This is a genomic window from Micromonospora saelicesensis (genome assembly GCF_900091575.1).
Taxonomy (GTDB): Bacteria; Actinomycetota; Actinomycetes; order Mycobacteriales; family Micromonosporaceae; genus Micromonospora; species Micromonospora saelicesensis.
The window spans coordinates 1508266-1529496 of the sequence record NZ_FMCR01000001.1 but is presented as its reverse complement, the minus strand read 5'-3'; the positions used below and the strand labels follow the sequence as shown (position 1 = coordinate 1529496).

The following is a 21231-nucleotide window of genomic DNA, read 5'->3' as shown; positions in this document are numbered from 1 at the left end:
GTTTTTGGTCGACGGTCTCGACACGCCGGTAGCCCCATCTATCCATGTCTAGCCTCGCAGCTAGATGGCCCGATAATCTGCGATGCGTGGATCCGGTCCGCAACCCGTACGCGCCGGGCGCCGGTCAGCGTCCGCCCGAACTTGCCGGGCGGGGGCGAGAGCTGGACGTCTTCGACATCGTGCTCGAGCGCATCGCCCGGGGCCGACCCGAGCGCAGTCTGATGCTCACCGGGCTGCGTGGCGTCGGCAAGACGGTCCTGCTCAACACGCTCCGGTCGCAGGCGATCAACCGGCTCTGGGGCAGCGGCAAGATCGAGGCTCGACCGGACCAGTCGTTGCGCAGACCCGTCGCCGCCGCGCTGCACATGGCGGTCCGGGAACTCGCCCCCCGCCACCGCGCACCGGACCGGATCGACGCGTTCCTCGGCGTCCTCAAGGCGTTCGCCCAGCGGTCCAACCCGACCGGCCGGGCCGGTGCCGCCACCAAGCTGCGCGACCGGTGGCAGCCCGGCATCGACGTGCCGGCCGCCAGCGGCCGGGCCGACTCCGGCGACATCGAGATCGACCTGGTCGAACTGTTCAGTGACGCCGCCGCCGTGGCCAGCGACGTCGGCACCGGCATCGCCATCTTCATCGACGAGATGCAGGATCTCGGCCCGGAGGACGTGTCGGCGCTCTGCGCCGCCTGCCACGAGCTGTCCCAGCTCGGTGCGCCACTGATCGTCGTCGGCGCCGGCCTTCCGCACCTGCCGGCCGTGCTCAGCGCCGCCAAGTCGTACTCCGAACGGTTGTTCCGCTATCAACGCATCGACCGGCTCGACCGGATCGCCGCCGACCGGGCGCTCTGCGCGCCCGCCGAGCGCGAGGAGGTCGAGTACGAGCAGAAGGCACTCGACCTGCTCTACGAGAAGTCCGGCGGCTATCCCTACTTCGTCCAGGCGTACGGCAAGGCCACCTGGGACCACGCGCCACGCTCGCCGATCACCGCCGCCGATGTGCGGGTCGCCGCGCCCGAGGCGGAGGCCGAGCTGGCGGTCGGGTTCTTCGGTTCCCGGTTCGAACGGGCCACTCCCGCCGAGCGCGAGTACATGCGGGCGATGGCCATGATGTCCGCGGTCGAGGGCGAGCCCGGCGCGGTGGTCCGCGACGACATGGACGCCGCGGTGCCCACCGCGGAGATCGCACGTGCCCTCGGCCGCAAGCCGGCCAGTCTGTCCCCGGCCCGGGACGCGCTGATCAAGAAGGGGCTGATCTACTCCGGTGAGCGGGGCACTGTCGCCTTCACCGTCCCGCACTTCGGCCGGTACCTGCGGACACAGCCGGCCTGACCTCCAAGGATCACGTCGACCCGGTCAGACCTTCGACCAGGGCGCCGGAAAGAGCACCTCACCGCGAGGCGGGGGGCCCTCCTCGCTGGTGGACGGCGGCAGCACCAGCGCCTGCCAGGGTTCACCGAGGCCGGCCCACGGGCCGGTCAGGCCCAGCTCACTCGCCGGGCCGAACCCGAACCGCCGGTAGAAGACCGGGGCACCGAGGACGACCACGAGCCGCTCGCCCAACTCGGTGGAGGCGTCCAGGGCGGCCTGCACGACCGCCGTGCCGTGCCCGACACGCTGTCGGTGCGGCGCGACCGCCACCGGGCCGAGGGCCAGGACGGGCACGTCCGAGCCTCGCTCCGGCCGCAGCCGCACCCGGGTGAGCAGCGCGTAGCCGACCACCTCACCGCCGTACTCGGCGACCATGGCCAACTCCGGCAACCAGGCGGTGGTGTCGCGTAGCTCGTCGACCAGGCTGACCTCCGGCGGCGTCGCCACGTCCGGGCGGGCGAAGGCGGCGGCCAGTACGCGGCGGACCGGACCGGCGTCGGCCGGGTCCTCGGGGCGTAGCCGCAGCGTGGTCACCCGCGGGACGTTACCCGCCAGCGCCCGTCCATCCGTGACGGTCGCTCGATTCGGCGTGGCGCACGTGTACGAACACCAATCCGATCCTGCGGTTGACGGGGTAGCAAACCTCGCGACGGGGTATGACTGATCCATGACGCCCGTACGCTCCCTCGCCCGCGCCATGCTGAGCGGCATCTTCGTGGTCAGCGGGTATCGCAACTTGCGCGACCCCGGCCGGCTCGCGGTGGCCGCCAAACCGGTGACCGACAAGGTCGCGCCAGTGCTGAAGAAGGCACATCCGAGCTTCCCCACCGAGACCGAGACGTTGATCCGACTCAACGCGGTCGTGCAGGTCAGCGCCGGTCTGATGCTGGCCGCCGGCCGGTTCAGCAGACCCGCGGCGCTGGTTCTGGCCGGCACGCTGGTCCCGGTGACCATCGCCGGACATCCCTTCTGGAACAACGACGACCCGATCGCCAAGAACAACAACCAGATTCACGTCCTGAAGAACCTCGGGCTCCTCGGCGGTCTGCTGCTCGCCGCTGCGGACACCGGTGGCAAGCCGGGTCTGCGGTGGCGGACGGGCCATCGCATCGGCCACTCTCGACGTTCCATGCAACGCGCCGTCCGGACCGCCCGCCGGGAGGCCCGAATCGCCGTCCGCTCCGCGTCCACCGCACGTCGACTCCCCGGCTGACCTGCGTCGATCCGTCTCCGCCTCACCCCCACCCCTCGCTAAGGCCACGAATTACCTGAACCACCCGGTAGGCGTTAACGCGGTGGAAATGTCAAAAACATGTGTGGGATCGGACACGGTCGCATAACGCGGGAGGCACTGACGTGAGGCGCCGTTCTAGGCTCCGTGCAGGACCTGGACGGGTAGGACGACCTTGGTACGGGGGTGGCCACGCCATGCCGACGGATGTCGGTAGACGGGCGGACCGCCTCGCCCCAATCCAACGTGTGACACGCGGGATCGACCGTGTGACGCGCGGGATCGATCGCAGGAACGTCGTACGGGGCGCCATCGTGGCCGCCGTCGCCTATGCCGCATGGCTTGCCATCGGCACTTTCGGGCGGCCGTACAACTTCTTCGACATGAAGATCTACCACGGTGCCGTGGTGTGGTGGGCGAGCGGTCACGAGCTCTACGAGTTCATCGCGCCCGAAACCACACTCGGGTTCACCTATCCGCCCTTCGCCGGGCTGGTCATGCTGCCGATGGCGCAACTGCCGATCGGCGCGGCCGGCCTGGTCAACGCAGCCGCCAGCATCGCCGCCCTGGCGCTGGTGCTGGCCGGGCTGCTCCGACCCATCGTGGACCGGCTGGGGTGGCCACTGTGGTTCACGGTGGCCCTGGCGGTGCCGCTCGCGGTCGCCATCGAGCCCGGCCGGGAGACGCTCGGCTACGGCCAGGTCAACATCCTGCTGTTCGCCCTGATCATGGCTGACCTGATCGGCCTTCGCTGGCGGTCCCGCCGGGGCACCCACTACGCCGCCACCGACGGCCCGCTGCTGCGCTTCATCTACGGCGGGGCCTGGGCCGGGGCCGGTATCGGCCTCGCCACCGCGGTCAAGCTCACCCCGGCGCTGTTCATCGCCTACCTGCTGATCACCCGTCAGTGGCGGGTGGCGGCCACCGCCATCGGCACCACGATCGGCGTGACGTTGGGGACCTTCGCCATCGTCGGTGACGAGTCGCGGACCTACTTCGGCAGCGTGCTGTGGCAGACCGAACGGGTCGGCGCGGCGGACATGACGCCCAACCAGTCCCTCGCCGGCCTGCTCGCCCGGCTGTACGACTCGATCGAGACCCCGGGGCTGCTCTGGCTCGCCTTCTCAGTGCTGGTCCTGGCGCTGGGCCTGTCCCGGGCGGCCAGTTCCCGCGCCGACGGTGACGAGCTGACCGCCTTCACGTTGGTCGGGCTCACCGCGAACGTGATCAGCCCGATCTCCTGGACGCACCACCTGGTCTGGGTGATCCCGGCGATCATCGTGCTGGCCGACGCCGCCGTGCGTCGCCGCGAGGCGAGCCGGGGGATGCCGCAGCGCTCCGGCCAGGGGCCGGTCTTCGGCGGTCTGCCCGGGGTCAACGGGCTCCGCCCGCCGATCTGGTACCCGACGCTGACCGGGCTCCGCCACGGCTTCGCCGCGATCGGGCTCTACCTGCTCTTCCTGATCTCGCCGATCTGGCCGTACGAACACCAACTGCCGGAGATGTCGCACTACCAGGACGGCCTGTTCGGGGCACTGATGGAGAACTCGCTCGCGCTCGCGCTGATCGTCCTGGTCGCCGCGCTGCCCTGGCGGCCGGGCGCGGAGCCGGCGTTCTACGGCGACCGGCTCGCCCGGGCCGTGGTGGTCAACGGCCGCCGCTGAGCGGTCAGGGGCAGTTGACCCATTCCTCGGTGCCGTCGGTGAAAACCTGCCGCTTCCAGATCGGCAGTCGCGCCTTGACCTCGTCGACCAGTCGGGCGCAGGCCGCGAAGGCCGCCGCCCGGTGCGCCGTGCTCACCGCGGCGACCAGCGCCACGTCACCGATCACCAGGGGACCGACCCGGTGCGAGACCGCCACCGCGTAGACATCGGGCTCCGCGGCGATCTCGGCGGCCACCTCGCGCAGCACCTGTGCGGCGCTCGGGTGCCCCTCGTACTCCAGGCTGGTGACCTGGCGGCCGTGGTCGTGGTCGCGGACCACGCCCTGGAACGACACCACGGCGCCGGCCCGGCGGTCGGCGACCGCCGCCTCGTGCGTGGCGAGATCAAGCGGCTGGTCGGTGACCTCGCCGAAGGTGATCGCTGGTGCGGTCACGATGCACGCTCCCCGGGAAACAACGGCATTGGCACGATCGGCACCCGGTCGCCCGGCTCACCGCTGGTGCCGGGTCGGATGACAGCGAACCCGTCCGCGCCGGCAAGGCCCCGCAGCATCGCCGAGCCGACGTGACGGACCGGGAACGCTACCCCGGCGGACCGGTCCAGTCGGACCAACGCCAGGTGGGTGTGGTCACCGCGACCGGGCACCGCCTCGGCCAACGTGACCTGCGGCAGCACCGGCATCGACCGGCCCTGGAGGCCGGCGAGCAGCGGGGCGACAAGCGACACCAGCGCGACGATGGCCGACTGCGGGTTGCCCGGCAGCCCGGCCACGAACCGGGCTCGCCCGTCGGGGCCGGTCAGCCGGGCCAGCAGCATCGGGAAGCCTGGGCGGACCGCCACCGTGTTGACCACGTAGTCGGCGCCGAGCGCCTCCAGGGTCGGGTGCAGGTGGTCGACCGGGCCGTTCATCGTGCCGCCGGTGGTGCAGACCAGATCGGCGTGGCCCAGTGCCGAGCGTAGGGCCGCCACGTGCGCGGGCAGCGTGTCGGCCACCGGGCCGACCACGTCGGACGGGCGGACCTGGCAGCCGTAGCGCCGCAGCCAGGCCGGCACCGCGGGACCCAGCGCGTCGCGGATGCGACCGGCCGCGGGCGGACCCGCCGTCAGCAGTTCGTCGCCGAAGACCAGCAGCGCGGCGCGCGGCGCCCGCCGGACCCGCAGCGTGTCGTGCCCGCAGGCGGCGGCCAGGCCGATCACCGCCGGGTCGACCGGCGTGCCGGCCGGCAGCAACTCCTCATCGACGTACGCCTCCTCGCCGGGGTTGCGCCACTCGGGCGTCTCCCGGGGAGTGCCGCTGATCAGGCCGGTGGTGGATGCGGCGGACTCCTCGACGCGGAGCACGGCGGTGGCGCCCTCGGGCACCATCGCGCCGGTCGCGATCTCGACTGTGGTGTCGTCCTCGGTGAGCGGCGCGGGGGTGCTGCCGGCCAGGACCCGGCCGACGACGCGCCACGGCCCACTGCCGCGCACCGCCCAGCCATCCACGCTGGAGGTCGGGAACGCCGGCAGGTCGGTGCGGGTGGTCAACGGCTCGGCCAGGGTCGACCCGTCGGTGTCGACAAGTGGTCGGGCGGTGGCGGGCAGCGCGGCGGCCAGACCGACCGCGTAGACCCGCGAACGGGCTTCTTCCCACCCGGCCGGCGGTGGTGCGATGACCCGATCCGCTGTGGGTGCGGTTTCCGTGCTCACCGACCGAGCCTATCGGCACGGACCGACACCCGCCCGGGCCTGGCGCGCACCGGTCAGTGGTCGCCACCGCGAAGCGGTCAGTGGTCCCCGCCGCGGAGCTGGTCGACGGTGTGGCCGAGGATCGGCCCGAGAACGGCCAGGCCATCCCGGGCGCCGCCGGTCGAGCCGGGCAGATTGACCACCAGCATCCGACCGGCGACCCCGGCCAGGCCCCGGGACAGCACCGACGTCGGCACGCGGTCACGACTGTGCGCACGGATCGCCTCGGCGATGCCGGGGATCTCGTAATCCAGCAGGCCCCGGGTCACGTCCGGGGTCCGATCCGTCGGGGTCACTCCGGTGCCGCCGCTGGTCAGCACCACCTCGACACCGTCGGCGCGGGCCGCCCGCAGAGCGTCGCCGACCGGCTCACCGTCGGGCACCACCACCGGGTCGTCGACCTGGCAGCCCAGCTCGCGCAGGCCGGCGACGAGCAGCGGGCCGCTGGTGTCGGCGTAGACACCGGCCGCGGCCCGATTGGAAGCGACGATCACCCGGGCCCGGATCACGGTCGGTCCTCCGGCCGAACCCACTCGCCGGTCTTGCCGCCCTCCTTGCGCAGCACCCGGACCGCCTCCACCGAGGCCGCCGGGTCGACCGCCTTGACCATGTCGACCAGGGCGAGACCGGCGACGGCAACCGCCGTCAGCGCCTCCATCTCCACGCCCGTCCGGTCGGCCGTGCGGGCAGTCGCCGTGATCTCCACTGTTTCGGCGGTCAGCCGCAGGTCGACGGTGACACCGTGCAGGGCGATCGGGTGGCAGAGCGGGATCAGGTCAGGAGTGCGCTTGGCCCCCATGATTCCGGCGAGCCGCCCGACGGCCAACGCGTCACCCTTGGGCAGCCCGTCGCGATGCAACAGGTCGATGACCTCGGGCGTGGTCCGCAAACGGCCGGCCGCGACGGCCAAGCGACCCGTCACCGCCTTGGCGGAGACGTCGACCATGCGGGCCGCGCCGGCGCGATCGACGTGGCTGAGCTGCGCGGGTTCGGTCACGGTCGTGAGCCTATCGGTGCGGTACGACGGCGGTCGGAAGGAGCGGCGTCACGCTGACGAGCACCGGGTGCTGACGGCGCAACGGCCCCGACGCCGCTCCTCCCTCACCAGCCCGCCGCCGAGGTCGCTGGGGGGACCCAGCAGCGGGCGCGTGTCGACGACCCGGTTCTGCCCAGGGGCAGAACCTCCCCCGTTCGTCGATACGGTCGGTAAGTTACCGGGCCTGCCGATAAGAAATCGATAAGCGCCGTTCAGACTGGTCAGCGCTCTGCGACCACTGTCGGGCCAGTCAACTCGGCGAGGCGACGTTCGGCCTCGAAGCGCTCCGGCACGCCCATCCGTCGGAAGATCGCCAACGCCCGCTCCCAGTGCCGCCGCGCCTCGGCCGGGTCGGTGCGGGCGAAGTATTCGGCGAGCCCGGCCAACGCTCGACCCTGCTCGTGGGGGTGCGCAATCCGCGTGGCCAACCGCAACGCCTCCTGGTGCACCTCGAACGCCTCACCGCCCCGACCCTGCGCCAGCAGGGTGCGGCCGAGTTCGTTGAGCGCAGCCGCCTCGACGTGTCGCTCGCCCGAACCGATCGACAGCTTCCGAGCCAACTCGTGCTCCTGCTGGGCCTCCACCAGACGACCCAGACCGCGATAGGCGATCCCGAGGTCGTTGCGCACCTCGGCCTCGGCATACCGGTGCCCGGTGCGATCGCGCAGCGCCAACGAGGCCAGGAGAATTCGGATCGCCTGCGGAAGGTCACCCATTCGGAGACGCACGGCGCCGATGTGGCTGAGAGCGTTGAGCGTGTGGAACTCGTCGGAGTTCGTCCGGGCCCACGCCAGGTGCCGGCGGTGTATCCGCAGCGCCTCCTCGTAACGGCCCAGGGCTGAGAGCGCCAGACCGAGATTCGGTAGCAGGATGGACCCGCCGACATTCCCGTACACCTTGTAATCGCGCAGACACGCGAAGCCGAGCTTCACCGACTCGGCCAGGTGACCGCTCCACCAGTAGACAGCGGCGAGGTTCGCGCGGTACCGGGCCGGGTTCAGCGCGTCCCACGAGTTGCGGGAGAGCTCGACCGAGCGGGTCAGGTGGTCGAGCGCCCCCTGCTTGTTCCCGGTGCGGACGTAGGCGGACGCCAGGTAGTTGTTCATCAGCGCGAGCGCATCGATGTCCCCGGCAGCCTCCGCCGCCTCCAGTCCATGACGATGGGTCAGGATGATGTCTTCGAAGTAACCGCGGATGTAGCAAAAGCGCCAGAGAGCGCGGGCCAGTTGCCAGCAGTGCTGGTGGAACCCCGACTCGCGTGCCGACACCACCATCGTCACCAGGTCCGTCCGCTCGGCCTCCAACCAGTCAGCGGTCGGCTCCCCGATGGCCTCGACGAGTTCGAGCTGTCCGGTCGGAATGTGCGTCACCTGGGATCTGATGACGCCCGGCTCCAGCAGGTCGGCGACCTTCAGGACGGCCTCCAGCGTGAAGTCGAACAGTCGAGCCAGTCCACGTCGGCGGTCGTTCGACGAGTCGGTACCCGAGCACAGATCGATGGAGTACTGCCGCATGAGGTCGTGTAGTCGATATCGCGTCGAGTCCAGGTCCTCGACCAGGTTCCGGTCGACAAGGTCGTCGAGCGCCGCGCGAGCTTCCGCGATCGTCAGACCGGTCAGTGCGGCGACTGCCGGCGCGCCGAAGCGGCTGCCCGGGTACAGACCCAGGAATCGGAAGACACGCTTGGTCAAAGGTGAAAGCGGTTCATAGGAGGCAGCGAAGGCCCCGGTGACAGTGCTCTCCTCCTGAGCGAGATGGTGCAGCACCGGAGCATCGCCAGCCATCTGCTCCACCAGGTCCGCCAACCGCCAGCCGCGCCGATGCGCCAGCCTGGCACCGGCCAGTCGAATCGCCAGTGGGAGGTACCCGCACCGGCGCACCACCTCGGCGGCGGCATCCGGCTCGGCCTCGACCCGGTCCCGACCGACGCTCAGGCGGAGCAGATCCACGCTCTCCTGCGGGCTCATCACCGGCAGCGTCCGCGACGGCCCGGCATCCGGGTGGGACAGCCGTCGTCGCGAGGTCACCAACACAACGGTGGTCGGCTCGGCCGGCAGCAGGGGCATGATCTGCTCGCTGCTCGCGGCGTTGTCGAGGATCACCACTGCCCTGCGGCGGGCCAACTCCTGTCGCCACAACTCCACTCTGTCGTCGAACTCCACCGGAACCCGGTCGGCCGGCACCCCGAGCTGTCGAAGCAGGGTGAACAGAGCACCCGCCGGCTCGATCCGGTTCTTGTCACCGTGCCCGCACAGGTCGATGAACAACGCGGCGTCCGGGTATCGATCGGACAGCCGACGGGCGAGGTGCACGGCGAGGGCCGTCTTCCCGCTGCCTGCCATGCCGTCGATGATGTGTACGGCCGGCACCCGCTCCTCGACCCGCCGAGTCTCCGCCAGCAGCCGCCACACCACGTCCGCTCGGCCGACGAAGTCGGTGACAGCTCGGGGAAGGTGATCGACTGGGCTGATCTGAGCCGCCGGCTCCGGTGCCGCGCTGACCGCCACGCCCGCCCCTCCCGCTGGCTGGCGCGCCCGGTCAGGTCCGCGAACCCGTACGGCGGCACGCGCCGAACCGGGGCGCGACATCGCCGTGACGATGGAGCGGCGCAACTCCTCGAGATTGCCCCCGGGGCCGACACCCAACTCCGTGGTCAGCGTTGTTCGAATCTCGTCGTACACCGCCAGCGCCTCCGCGTTGTCCCCGCGCTCGTGCAGGGCACGCATGAGCAGGACGTAGGCCGGCTCACGCAGAGGATGGCGGGCCACCACCTCCCGTAACAGCGCAATTGCCAGGTCGTCCCGGCCCGATCTCAGTTGGACGTCAGCGAGAAGTTCCACGGTCAACAGCCGCTCCTCCTCGGCCGCGACAGCTCGGGAGGTGAGGACGGGCCCGAGCGGTACGCCGGCGAGCATCGGTCCCCGCCACCGAGCCAGGGCACGCCCCAGCAGTTCGCGGGCACGGTCCAGGTGGCCACCCGTCAGCGCTTCCCGGCCCGCGTTCCGTTCCAACTCGAAGCGAAAGACGTCGACCCGTTCCGGGTCGACTACGAGCCGATAGCCGCTGCGCTGGCGTTCGATGGCACCGCGGCCGGCCGGGAAAGCCTCGAAAGCCCGGCGCAGATTGGCGGCGTAGGTACGCACATTAGCTACGGCCGATCGCGGTGGGCGATCGGCCCATAGCTCATCGACGAGGTCGTCCACTGTCACAAGTCGCTCGGGCTGAATGGTGAGCATCGCGAAGATTGTCTGCTGCTTGGGTGTGCCAAGGCGCAGCGTGTGGGTAGAGAGTTGCACCGAAAGGCCGCCCAGAACCTGAATCTCCACCCGTCCCCGCCAGCCGTATCAGGTATTCAGCCGATCACGCAACGGAGTGTACGACCTCGTGGGGTGGCGTACCGCTTACGGGGCGATACGAACGACGGTTAGGCGTGCGGGAGTGACGGGAGGAGCTGCGCGAATGCCAGTGCGGGACCGCACGGTGCCGGCAGCAAGTTGCATCCCCGCCTGCCGAAACGCGGTTATCCACCCGTCGTCGCCAAGGACCGGGCGTAGGCCGCTGCCATTTACCTGCCCCACTGGGCGCCCTCGGCCGCGCCAACTCTGCCCATGCCGCCCTCACGCCTGACCAAACTCCGGATGAGGCAACTCCTGAACGGCCCTCAGACTCAAAGAATAAGGCGTCCCATAACCTCGTCAGATACCGTCCACACTTGCAAGGTGCCACTTGAATCCAGTGCCGGCTCGTTCGACCGCACTCCGTTCAGTAACGATGGACAGAACGTGATAAACAGGCTTCAAGTTGGCTAATGTTGCGCATACCGACATTTATTTCTTCTAGCCTGCCCTTCCGCCTCTTAAGCTGCCTTTCGGAGGAAGACCTCCCCATCACGGGACAGGTACTCCAATTGGCGCAGCGGGAGAAGGGGGCAACGCGATGCGTGGCACCGACTGGAACTGACAAGTTCGACACAGGACTTCTGAGGGCCCGGGCAGTAGGCTGCGAGAACGAGCAGGCAGTCCTTCGGGAGCGGCATGACCCTTCCTCAGCGACGAGAGATTGAGACCGATCGGCGGCTGTTGCTGCTCGTCGGTCTCGTCGTCGTTGTTGCCGCGGTCATCGTCGCCACGTCACTTCCGACCGCATTCCGTTCGGCGAAGCTGGAGACGGTGAGCGACGGCGCAGTCCTGGTCATGCTCACGCTCATGATCGCGTTGGGCACGCTCGTCAAGGCTCGCGTACGGATCCGGTCGACGACCCAGTCGATCAGCTGGAACGAGACAGCGATCATCGTCGGTGCAGCCATCGCCCCGACCTCGGTGGTCGTGCTCTGTACCGCAGTCGGAATCGCCCTCGCCTCGCTTCGCCTCACACCGATCAAGCTGGCCTTCGGTATCGGCAAGAACGTCATCGTGGCCTGGGGCGCCGGCACGGCACTCGCGATGACGACCTGGACCTGGCCGCCCACGGAGACGGCCCCCCTGATGCTGCTGGGGCCGTTGGCGCTCGCCTACCTGGTCGCGGCGCTCCTGGACGACCTACTCGCCATCCCGGTCATCGCGCTCGCCTCCCAGACCAGAATCGCGAAGCACTTCCGCAGCAATCTCGACCTTCGGCTTGCCGGCTTCGCCGTGCGGTTCGCCGTCGCGGCCTGCACGTTGCTGATCGTCCGGATGGACCCCCGGCTGCTGCTCGCCGTCCCGCCCCTGGTCCTGAGCCTGCACCTGGCCTACTCCGCGCGCATCCGAGGCCGCACCGAGCAGCAGGCGTGGCAGCGGCTGGCCCGCACCACCGACGCGCTCAACGTGGTCGACCTGGACAACGTCCTCACCACCGCCGTCACCCAGGCCGCCGAGTTGTTCTCCGCCGACGAGGTCGAGATCGAGCTGCGCGACGGCGGCCGCACCGTACGCGGCGGCACCGGCGGCATCACCTTCGACGGCCCGACCGGCACGCTCACCGACGTGGACGGCACGATCGTCCCCGCACCGCTGGAAGGCCACGACCGGACGGTCGACGTCGGCATGCTTCGGCTGCGCTTCCGCGGCCCGGTGCAACTCTCCGAGCGGGAGCAGTACACCCTGCGGACCTTCGCCTCCGCGCTCTGCACCGCCGTGCGCAACGCCCAGGCGTACGCCGAACTGGCCCGGGTCGCCGACGAGCACGCGTACGCGGCCTCACACGACGCGCTGACCGGCCTGGCCAACCGCCGGCACCTCCTCGACGAGGGCACGGAACAGCTGAGCACCCGTCATGCCGACGGGGTGACCGCGCTGGTGTTGATCGACCTCAACCATTTCAAGGAAGTCAACGACACGCTCGGGCATGCCGCCGGCGATCAGGTGCTGGTGCAGGTGGCCGACCGGTTGCGGGGTGCGGCCCAGCCGAGCGACCTGGTGGCCCGCCTCGGCGGCGACGAGTTCGCCGTACTCATGCGCGGTCTGCCGGCCCCGGCGGTCGCCGCGCACCGGGCCGAGACGCTGCTCGCCGCCCTGCACGAGCCGTTCGAGTTGGACGGCATGCGAATCAGCGTCGAAGCCAGCGGCGGGATCTCCGGCGCACCGTCCAACGGCGGCATGGCCGAGTTGCTGCGCCGCGCCGACGTGGCCATGTACCAGGCGAAGCGAGCCGGGCAGCGGATCTCCACGTACGCCCCGACCCGCGACACCGCCGACCTTGGTCGCCTCACCCTCGGCGGTGACCTACCGCGCGCGGTCGCCGACCACGAGTTCGTCGTCAACTTCCAACCGATCGTCGACCTGGGCACCGGTGAGGTGACCAGCGCTGAGGCGCTGGCCCGCTGGCACCACCCCACCCACGGCCTGATCGACCCGCTGCGGTTCCTGGAGGCGGTGGAACGGTCCGGGCTGCTACCTGCCTTCGCCGAAGCGATCCTCGACCAGGCGCTGATCGCGGCGGTGAGTTGGCGCGACGCGGGCTTCGACGTACCGGTCGCGGTCAACGTGTCCCCGCGCAGTCTGCTCGACGCGCGGTTCCCGGGCTCGGTGCTGGCCCGCCTCCGCGCCCACGACCTGCCACCGGACCGGCTGGTCCTGGAGTTGACCGAGACGCTGACCCTCAGCCAACTCGACGTGGTCGACCGGGTGCTCAGCCGACTACGCGACGAGGGAGTCCGGTTGGCGTTGGACGACTTCGGCACCGGCTACTCCTCCCTCTCGCTGCTCTCCCGAATCCCGGTTCACGAGCTGAAGATCGACCGGAGCTTCGTGACGACGATGGAGAGCTCGGCGGAGGCCGCCGCCGTCATCCGCTCCACCCTCGACCTGGGTCGCAGCCTCGACCTGGACGTGGTGGCCGAGGGGGTGGAAAGCGAGCCGCAGCGGCGGGCCCTCTGGGAGTTGGGCTGCGTCGCCGGCCAGGGGCATCTGTTCGCCCGGCCGATGCCGTCCGGCACCCTGCTCGCGGCGATGCAGCGCGGCTCGGGCGGCCGACCGGGCACCCTCGCCGCGCCGCTGCACGACACCGGGGCGGTGATCCGGTTGAGCCAGAACCGCCGCCAGGCCGGCCGCTCCAGGCCCGACCGCCTGCCACACCTGCCCGCCTGAGCAGGCGTCGCCCCGCTGCGCGGGCAGCCCGGTCTGCCAGACTGTCGCGCGTGATCGTCGACGACCCGACCGCCCACCGCAGTCGCTGGCACTGGCGCACGCTCGACAACGCCGCCGGCGGACTCGCCCTCGACCTGGGCCTCTACGCCGTGTCGGCCACCTTCGCCGCGATCACCGCGGTCACGTCCACCCTGCTGCCGCACCGCGCCTGGGGCGCGGTCGCCGCCGTCGGCTATCTGCTCGCGACGCTGACGGTGATCGCCCAACTTCTGTTGCGTCGACGCTCTCCCACCTCCCGGCTGACCGGTCTGCCAGCCCGCTGGGCGGTCACCGGCCTCGCCTGGGCCACCACCACACTGCTGCCCCTGGCCTGGCAGAGCATCGACCGGGCCGGTGGGCGCACCGACCGGGCCCAGGAGGAGGTGCTGGTCGTGGAACAGGCCGGCAGCCGCCTCCTGGAACACGGCACGCCATACCTCGGACCCGACGCCATCGCCGCCCTGCCACCGGGCGAGCAACTGATGGGCTACACCCCGTACCAGCCCGGCATGGCGATGTTCGGCCTGCCCAGAGCACTGCTCGACACCTGGTGGACCGACTCCCGGGTCTGGTTCGCGGTGGGCACCGCGCTGGCACTCGCCCTGGCCGTGGCCGCCCTGCGCAGAACACCGGCCACCGCCGGCCAGGCCACCACCGGCGGGGCCACCGCCGGCCAGGCCACCACTGCCGCGAACCACCGGCGGGACGCCGCCCTGCTGCGCGGCGTGCAGGCCGCCACCGTACTGCCGATCTGCGCCCTCACCCTCGCCACCGGCGGCGACGACCTACCCGTACTCGCGCTCTGCCTGCTGGCCCTCGCGTTCGCCGCCGCCGACCGACCCGGCCGGGCCGGCCTCGCGGTCGGGCTCGCCGGCGCGCTGAAGCTGTTCGCCTGGCCGGTCGCCCTGGTCCTGATCGTCTGGGGCCTGACCCGACGCGCCGGCACCCGAGTCGCCGTCGGCGCCATCGGACTGCCCATCGCCGCACTACTGCCGGCGCTGCTGGTGGACCGCGACGCCCTCACCGAGAACGTGCTGCGCTTCCCCCTCGGCCACGGGCTGGTCACCAGCCCCGCGCAGTCCCCGTTCCCCGGCTACCTGATCGCCAGCGCGCTACCCGCCGGCCGGCTGATCGCCGCCGGGCTGCTGGTCGCCGCCGGAGTGGCCATCGCCGTCCGGCTCGCCCGCCGCCCGCCCCGCACCGCCGTCGCCACCGCACTCATCTGCGGGTACGGGCTGCTCGCCGCCATCGCCCTGATGCCCACGACCCGCTTCGGCTACCTGCTGTACCCGCTGGCCCTGCTGACCTGGGCTCCCGCCCTGCACCGCCCGGGCGACACACCGACCGCCGCGGTTGCCGATGAGGGGTCCGGTCGGACCACTTCGGCGTAACTTCCGAGCGGAACGGCGCGTCAGGGCGTAAACCTGAAGGCATGACCACGTACCGCGACCGGGCCGACGCCGGCCGGGCGCTCTCCGAACGGCTCACCGCACTCATCGGCGAACCGGACGTCGTCGTCCTGGGCCTCGTCCGTGGCGGCGTGCCGGTCGCCCGGGTCGTCGCCGAACGCCTCGGCGCACCACTGGACGTGCTGGTCGTCCGCAAGCTCGGCATGCCGTGGGCCCGGGAGGTCGCCTTCGGCGCACTCGGGCCGGGCGGCGTCCAGGTGCTCAACGACGCGGTGGCCAGCCGACTCAGCAGCGACGACATCGCCGAGGTCCGCCATCGGGAGCAGGCCGAACTGGAACGCCGGGAACGGCTCTACCGGGGCGACCGCCCACAGCTGGACCTCACCGGGCGGACGGCCGTGATCGTCGACGACGGCCTCGCCACCGGCGCAACCGCCCGCGTCGCCGTCGAAGTCGTCCGCCAACTCGGGGCACACCGCGTCGTCGTCGCGGTCCCGGTCGGCGCGCAGGAGGCGTACGAACTGCTCGCCGCCGAAGCCGACCAGGTCATCTGCGCGCAACGCCCGGCGGACTTCGGCGCGGTCAGCGTCTACTACGACGATTTCCACGAGGTGTCCGACGAAGAAGTCACCGAGGCGCTCACAGCAACTGCATAGGTCCACCAGGTACCGTCGGGCGATGAGTAGCCTCACCTGTCCCAAGTGTCACGGAGAAATGCGCCAGTACGAGCGCAGCGGCGTCGTCATCGACCAGTGCGGGGAGTGCCGAGGCATCTTCCTGGACCGCGGCGAGCTGGAGAAGCTGTTCGAGGCGGAGGCCAACTGGAGCCGCCAACAGACCGGCGGCGCGCCAGGGCAGCCCGCGCAGCAGCCGGCCGGCTACCCGCCCCCGCCGCCCCCGCCGCACCAGCCCGGTTACGGCGCCGTCCCGCCGCCGCCCCCGCCCGCCCACGGCTACCCGCCGCAGCCGGCCTACGGCCACCAGCAGCAGCAACACCACGGCTACCACGGCCACTACCGGCAGAAGAAGCGCAAGGGCTTCCTCGACGAGATGTTCGGCTGATCCCAGGCCGGCCTCCCGCCCGGGTCGATCACGCGTCGGCCCGGGCACACCACCCGGGCCATTGATCGTTGGCGGGCGCGATGCTTCATGCGAGGCTGAGTCGCATGACCGCGATCCGACCGGACGAGGCGCTGGCCCAGGCGTACGACGGGATCACCGCGGTGGTCGGTCACCTGGACGATGCCGGCCTGCAACGAGCCACCCGCTGCCGGGGCTGGCTCATCGCCGACCTGCTCCTGCACGTGCTCGGCGACGCCCAGCGGGCACTCGTCACCCTGGCCAGCCCCGTCGACGGCCCCGCCGACATCGACGACGTGAGCTACTGGCGTGACTTTCCCGGCAACGACGACGAGGCCGCCGGGCACGCCTGGTGGGTCCGCCGATCGGCTGCCGCCTTCGACCGTCCGAGCGGGATCGTCGAGCTCTGGCGGGACACCGCGCCGGCAGCGGTCCGCGCCGCCAGGTCAGCCGACCCCGAGGGGTACGTGACCACCCAGGGACACGTGCTGCGCGTACCGGATTTCCTCGCCACCCTGACCACCGAGGCCGCCGTCCACCACCTGGACCTGACGCTGGAACTGCCCGACGCGCCGCCGCCCGGCCCACTGGCGGTACGCGTCGCGGTAGCGACCATGGACGGCCTGCTCAGCGACGACACCGTTCGACCCAGCGCGTGGGACGACCACGACTTCCTGCTGAAAGCCACCGGGCGTGTACCGCTGACCGACCGGGACCGGCTGGAACTGGGCGAGTCGGCGGGCTGGTTCCCACTGCTCGGCTGACCGACGACGGTTGCCGCGTCGGTCAGCCGATGGCCATGTCGACGAAGCGGGACAGGTGCAGCTGCGCCGCGACGGTCACCGTGTCGGTGGGCCCATTTCGATGCTTGGCAACAATAAAATCCGCCTCCCCGGCCCGCGGCGACTCCTTGTCGTAGTAGTCGTCGCGGTGCAGAAGGATGACAACGTCGGCGTCCTGCTCGATCGAGTTGTGGGTGGCGATGCCATTGGCGATGAAGTTGTGCTTCCCGAGCACGGTCGCGTCGAACACTTCTTGTTCACCGAGCGACTCGATGGACACTACCGAGTCCCAGAAGATGTCGTTGGTCGCGTGCAAGTCGAGGTCGGCCGCGTCGAGGACGGTGGCGATCGCCGCCAGCCGGGAACGGCTGGGCGCGCGCTTCCAGAGGGCGCTACCACAGAATTGGGTGCCGATGGCAGCCGCGAACTCACGGTGCGTCATCCCCTGCTCGACCAAGATTTCCTTCACCCTGGTCCACACCTCGCGCGGCACGGTGTCAACGTTGGTGTTGCTCTCCGTCGACTCCAAAGCAGCAAGCAGAGCAGCACAGCCCTCCGAGCGCTGCCCGTAGACGCCGATCTCGCGCAGGAACCTCAACTGGTCGTCCCGACCGGAGATGTCGAGCGTGTACTGAGGGCGATGTCCCACGACTGGTACGTCCCGCAGCCGGGCTGTAATGCCGTACCTGAGGAGCAGTCGAGAGATGTCCTCGAGCATTCGTCGGCTCGTGGACGCGAAATAGACGCGCCCTCCGCGGCCTGTGCCGTTGACGGTCACCGAACCGTCCGTGGCCCAGAGGTGCCGCAGGAAGCTGGTGATCTGTTCCTTGGGCAGGCTGAAGACGGCAGAAGGGAGGAACTTCTCGTGTGACCTCAGACCGAAGAGGCCCAACTCGTCCAGCCAAGACGCGATCGGGTTACGTTGACCGCGAGCCAGGCGATAGGGCGCCGGCAAGCGGAGGGTTGTGACCCTCGCGGCCGCATAGTCGTCGCGGACGGCGGAAATCCCGAAGTGCTTCGCTGCTTCCGTCACGGCCTGCAGGTTCAGCTCATCACAACTTGCGTACCGGATGGGTTGGTGCCGCACGAAGGACCCGTCGCCCAACAGGTGCGCCAACATGACCACCTCGGCGTCGACCCACGGTCGGGTGACCATTGGAGGCGGCAGGTGTCGCGGCGTGGCGATGCGATCTCCGGGCGACAACTCACCGAGTGGCAACCAGCCGGTGAACGCGAGGAAGGGGTGATTCGCTGTGGCGTCAATCTGCTTGCCCGACGCGAGGGTCAGACGGAACACCTCGCGGGTGCCGCTCGGGAAGACGTGGGTCATGGTGCGAGGGGTATAGCGAAGGCTCTCGTCCAACGCCCAGACCGGGATGTCTCTAGCGTTGTTTGACAACAACTCCCCGAGCTTGATCTCGGTGTTGTCATCCGCGCGAATCACTCGGGTCTCCGCCGTGAGGCAGCCCGATTCGCGCAAGTCGGACAACTGGGGTCGCTTGTCGGTGCGCTGCTCGGGACCACGGTTCAGCTGGCTGACCGCGATGACCGGGCACTCGACCTCCTTGGCCAACAGCTTCAGGCCACGGGACAGGTCCGCGACCTCCTGCTGGCGACTCTCGGTGCGCTTCGGCGAGGTCATCAGCTGGAGATAGTCGACCACGATCATCTTGAGGTCGTGCCGCTGCTTGAGCCGCCGAGCCTTGGCGCGGATCTCCATCAGGTTCATGCTCGGCGTGTCGTCGACGAAGAGCGGCGCCTCGCTGATCTCGCCCATGCACCGGGCCAGCTTGGTCCAGTCATCGTCGGAGAGCTGACCGCTGCGCAGCACGTGCAGCGGCACCCGCGCCTCGGCGGAGAGCAGCCGCATGACGATCTCGACCTTGCTCATTTCCAGCGAGAAGATCGCAGCTGCCTGGTTTGCGCGAATCGCAGCATTTCGGGCAAAGTCCATGCTGGCCGTGCTGTTGTGGGTGGGGATCATCGCCCGGCTGGCCAGGTACAGGTGTTCGTCGTTGTCGACGGTCACGCACCGCACCGGAACGCTGGGGGCCGGCCGGACGTCGACGATGAACCGCGAGGTCGTTCGAACGTCGGAGGTGGTGCGGCGGCGTTCGGCGTGTGCATCCTGCTTCCGCCTGAGCCGGAAGATGACATCCGGCGTGGAGAAGTTCAGCGTGTACGCGATCGACGACTCGTCGGTGCGTCCGCGCACCGGCTTCGCGTTGACCGTGCAGCGGTAGCCGAGGCTGACGATGAGTTCGCGTACGTCATCAGCCAGCCGCTTCGAGGTCGACGTGTACTGCAAGTTGCCGGAGGGGGCGACGGTCCCATCGGTGTCCATCAGCCCAGCGAGCAACGCCCTGCGCTGAGCCTCGGAGGCGCGCAGATAGTCGCCCGGGATGTGCTTGTTCCCCGCTACCCCGACCTGACGCAACAGCCCGAGGAAGGAACCGTTCCGGTGACGGCAGTCGGCACACTTCCTCGTCGCTGGATTCTCACGCAACGCCCTGGTGGAAACGCCACAGTCCACGCAGACACCGTTCCCCGCAGCAGCGGACGTGGGCTGCAGCAGAATGGTGTAGACCATCGGCCCGCTGGGCCGCACGACGAAGCCGTCCGCCTCGACGTGCGCGACCATCTCCGGATCTGCCGTGGTGAAGCGGCTGGCGTCGCTGTGCCCGTCCCCTAGCCATGTTCCCAACGTGTAGGGGGGGACGAGCAGCTCACGGTCCGGGAGTTGGATGGGAGCGCAGTTACGTACGGCATGGTTGAGCCGTCGCTGGGCGGTGTCGGTACGTAGCGTGGCCGCGATCTGGGCGGTGGTGACAACGCCGTCGTGGTCGGCTCGGCTGCCGGCATTGATCTCCCGCTCGGCTCGTTGAAGAAGCGTGCCGAGAAGCGGACCGGCCGGATATCCCGGTGCAGTCCAGTTCTGTGGCTTGCCGTTGCGGACGATGGGACGGCTGATCCGGCCAACCGACCCGACCTCACGGGCGACGGTGTGCAGGACATGCCGGAACTCCGGCCCAACCTGCGCAATCGTGTCGAAGAGCGTGATCGGCTGGTTCCCCAGGGAGCTCAGCCGCTCATGTGCCGCACGCACGTTGGCCAGCGACGATTCGGGCCAGTGCCGCCTCTGCCGCGCCGGTTCCTGCCGCCGGATCGCCCGCGTGGTCGTCTTCCACAGGTGCTCAGCGTCCGCCACTATGACGGTGCCGTCCGAGAACTCGACCTCGTAGCAGGGACGGTCGTGCATCACGTCGAAGGCGTGTGTAACCGTGGTCGGAGAGCCGTCCGCAGCCAGTAGCTGATCGCCCGCCTTGACCTCGCCCATGGTGGTCCAGCCATCCGGGGTCGGCAGTGGGGTGTCGAGCGCGAGCGCCTTGCCCAGACCAGGTCTCCCGGCCACGATGATCAACTGTCCGGCGTGCAGACCGTTGAGCAGTCGGTCCAGGTCGCTGAAGCCGGTCGGCACGCCCGTCATCATGCCGCCGGTCGCCCCCACCGCCTCGATCTCGTCGAGCGTCGGCTGCAACATGTCGGCCAGGACCGCGAAGTCCTCGCTGACCCGCCGTTCGGTGACGTCGTACACGGCCTGCTGGGCGAGGTCGACGACGTCGTCCACGTCGCGGCTGCCGCCGCTGGCGGTGCCGTAGCCCAGCTGCACGATCTTCGTGCCGGCCTCGACCAGTCGGCGTAGCACCGCCCGCTCGCTGACGATGCGGGCGTAGTAGGCGGCGTTGGCGGCGGTGGGCACGCTGGCGATGAGTGTGTGCAGGTACGGTGCGCCACCGATGCGTACCAGATCCCCGGAGTCGGCGAGCGCCGCCGCGACAGTGATCGAGTCGGCCGGCTCACCCCGGCCGTAGATGTCGAGGATGATGTCGAAGATGGTGGCGTGCACCGGCCGGTAGAAGTCGTTGGTCTTGAGGATCTCGACGACGTCGGCGATGGCGTCCTTGGAGAGCAGCATGCCGCCGAGGACGCACTGCTCGGCCGCGACGTCCTGGGGCGGGGTCTTGTCGAACTGGCCATCCCGCTGCGCGGGTGGCTGGCCTCCGCCGGAGCGTGGCTCTGCCCGCATGTCGTCGGTGACCGACACGGGTCCCCCCTCCACTGCGCCGGATCCAACCCCAGCTCTACCGCTGGGGTACGACAGTTCCGTCCGACCGGGCCGGTCGATCGGGGGCCATCGCCGGCGGTCGAGGGCCAACCATACGGACCCCGAGGTCAGAGACTCAACAACGCCGGTGGACGAGCCTCGGGACAACCTGTGGATCCCGGTGGACAGCATGTGCGCAGCGTGTGCACAGCCTGTGGATAACC

Annotated in this window: 15 protein-coding genes; 8 read left to right on the top strand and 7 right to left on the bottom strand. The window is 70.1% G+C overall.

Annotated elements, in window-relative coordinates; translation table 11 throughout:
* Positions 1-86: 86 nt before the first annotated feature.
* Entirely contained in the window at positions 87-1328 is a 1242-nt protein-coding gene (locus GA0070561_RS07195) for an ATP-binding protein (RefSeq protein WP_091396677.1), read from the top strand.
* A gap of 24 nt (positions 1329-1352) precedes the next feature.
* Here the strand turns inward: GA0070561_RS07195 and GA0070561_RS07190 are convergent, their stop codons facing one another.
* Positions 1353-1901, bottom strand: a complete 549-nt coding sequence (locus GA0070561_RS07190; RefSeq protein ID WP_091396674.1) for a GNAT family N-acetyltransferase — start codon at positions 1899-1901, stop codon at positions 1353-1355.
* Positions 1902-2034: 133 nt separating this feature from the next.
* Here GA0070561_RS07190 and GA0070561_RS07185 point away from each other — a divergent pair, with 133 nt between their 5' ends.
* Positions 2035-2580 (top strand): DoxX family protein, encoded by a 546-nt coding sequence (locus GA0070561_RS07185; protein ID WP_091396671.1) that lies wholly within the window; start codon positions 2035-2037, stop codon positions 2578-2580.
* A gap of 215 nt (positions 2581-2795) precedes the next feature.
* Complete coding sequence (locus GA0070561_RS07180; RefSeq protein WP_091396668.1) at positions 2796-4262, top strand: glycosyltransferase 87 family protein; 1467 nt, start codon at positions 2796-2798, stop codon at positions 4260-4262.
* A 4-nt stretch (positions 4263-4266) separates the two neighbouring features.
* Here the strand turns inward: GA0070561_RS07180 and GA0070561_RS07175 are convergent, their stop codons facing one another.
* The 5 genes from GA0070561_RS07175 to GA0070561_RS07155 form a co-directional block, all read right to left on the bottom strand.
* On the bottom strand, positions 4267-4695 hold the full coding sequence (locus GA0070561_RS07175; RefSeq protein WP_091396665.1) for a molybdenum cofactor biosynthesis protein MoaE: 429 nt from the start codon (positions 4693-4695) through the stop codon (positions 4267-4269).
* Positions 4692-5951, bottom strand: coding sequence for a molybdopterin molybdotransferase MoeA (locus GA0070561_RS07170; protein WP_091396661.1), 1260 nt, complete (start codon positions 5949-5951; stop codon positions 4692-4694). The genes GA0070561_RS07175 and GA0070561_RS07170 overlap by 4 nt, the downstream gene beginning before the upstream one ends.
* A gap of 77 nt (positions 5952-6028) precedes the next feature.
* Complete coding sequence (locus tag GA0070561_RS07165) at positions 6029-6499, bottom strand: MogA/MoaB family molybdenum cofactor biosynthesis protein (RefSeq protein ID WP_091397543.1); 471 nt, start codon at positions 6497-6499, stop codon at positions 6029-6031.
* Positions 6496-6987, bottom strand: coding sequence for a cyclic pyranopterin monophosphate synthase MoaC (gene moaC, locus GA0070561_RS07160; protein WP_091396658.1), 492 nt, complete (start codon positions 6985-6987; stop codon positions 6496-6498). The genes GA0070561_RS07165 and moaC overlap by 4 nt, the downstream gene beginning before the upstream one ends.
* A gap of 260 nt (positions 6988-7247) precedes the next feature.
* Positions 7248-10262, bottom strand: a complete 3015-nt coding sequence (locus tag GA0070561_RS07155; RefSeq protein WP_091396655.1) for an AfsR/SARP family transcriptional regulator — start codon at positions 10260-10262, stop codon at positions 7248-7250.
* Positions 10263-11060: 798 nt separating this feature from the next.
* Here GA0070561_RS07155 and GA0070561_RS07150 point away from each other — a divergent pair.
* From GA0070561_RS07150 to GA0070561_RS07130, 5 genes are all read left to right on the top strand, one after another.
* Positions 11061-13592, top strand: coding sequence for a putative bifunctional diguanylate cyclase/phosphodiesterase (locus GA0070561_RS07150; protein WP_091396652.1), 2532 nt, complete (start codon positions 11061-11063; stop codon positions 13590-13592).
* A gap of 50 nt (positions 13593-13642) precedes the next feature.
* Positions 13643-15022, top strand: a complete 1380-nt coding sequence (locus tag GA0070561_RS07145) for a glycosyltransferase 87 family protein (protein ID WP_091396649.1) — start codon at positions 13643-13645, stop codon at positions 15020-15022.
* Between the two features lie 41 nt (positions 15023-15063).
* Entirely contained in the window at positions 15064-15696 is a 633-nt protein-coding gene (locus GA0070561_RS07140; protein WP_091396646.1) for a phosphoribosyltransferase, read from the top strand.
* A gap of 22 nt (positions 15697-15718) precedes the next feature.
* Positions 15719-16102: a TFIIB-type zinc ribbon-containing protein gene (locus GA0070561_RS07135; protein WP_091396643.1), complete on the top strand. Its 384-nt coding sequence runs from the start codon at positions 15719-15721 to the stop codon at positions 16100-16102.
* A 104-nt stretch (positions 16103-16206) separates the two neighbouring features.
* A complete protein-coding gene (locus GA0070561_RS07130; protein ID WP_091396641.1) occupies positions 16207-16884 on the top strand; it encodes a maleylpyruvate isomerase N-terminal domain-containing protein in 678 nt (225 codons plus the stop codon).
* Between the two features lie 22 nt (positions 16885-16906).
* Here the strand turns inward: GA0070561_RS07130 and GA0070561_RS07125 are convergent, their stop codons facing one another.
* Entirely contained in the window at positions 16907-20878 is a 3972-nt protein-coding gene (locus GA0070561_RS07125; protein WP_425255888.1) for a replicative DNA helicase, read from the bottom strand.
* Positions 20879-21231 lie beyond the last annotated feature (353 nt).

What these genes read in the sequence shown, in the direction of transcription:
- GA0070561_RS07185 (WP_091396671.1), top strand. Translation starts at nt 2,035, where the DNA reads ATGACGCCCGTACGCTCCCTCGCCCGCGCCATGCTGAGCGGCATCTTC.
- GA0070561_RS07180 (WP_091396668.1), top strand. Translation starts at nt 2,796, where the DNA reads ATGCCGACGGATGTCGGTAGACGGGCGGACCGCCTCGCCCCAATCCAA.
- GA0070561_RS07155 (WP_091396655.1), bottom strand. Translation starts at nt 10,262, where the DNA reads ATGCTCACCATTCAGCCCGAGCGACTTGTGACAGTGGACGACCTCGTC.
- GA0070561_RS07150 (WP_091396652.1), top strand. Translation starts at nt 11,061, where the DNA reads ATGACCCTTCCTCAGCGACGAGAGATTGAGACCGATCGGCGGCTGTTG.
- GA0070561_RS07140 (WP_091396646.1), top strand. Translation starts at nt 15,064, where the DNA reads ATGACCACGTACCGCGACCGGGCCGACGCCGGCCGGGCGCTCTCCGAA.
- GA0070561_RS07135 (WP_091396643.1), top strand. Translation starts at nt 15,719, where the DNA reads ATGAGTAGCCTCACCTGTCCCAAGTGTCACGGAGAAATGCGCCAGTAC.
- GA0070561_RS07130 (WP_091396641.1), top strand. Translation starts at nt 16,207, where the DNA reads ATGACCGCGATCCGACCGGACGAGGCGCTGGCCCAGGCGTACGACGGG.
- GA0070561_RS07125 (WP_425255888.1), bottom strand. Translation starts at nt 20,878, where the DNA reads ATGCTGCTCTCCAAGGACGCCATCGCCGACGTCGTCGAGATCCTCAAG.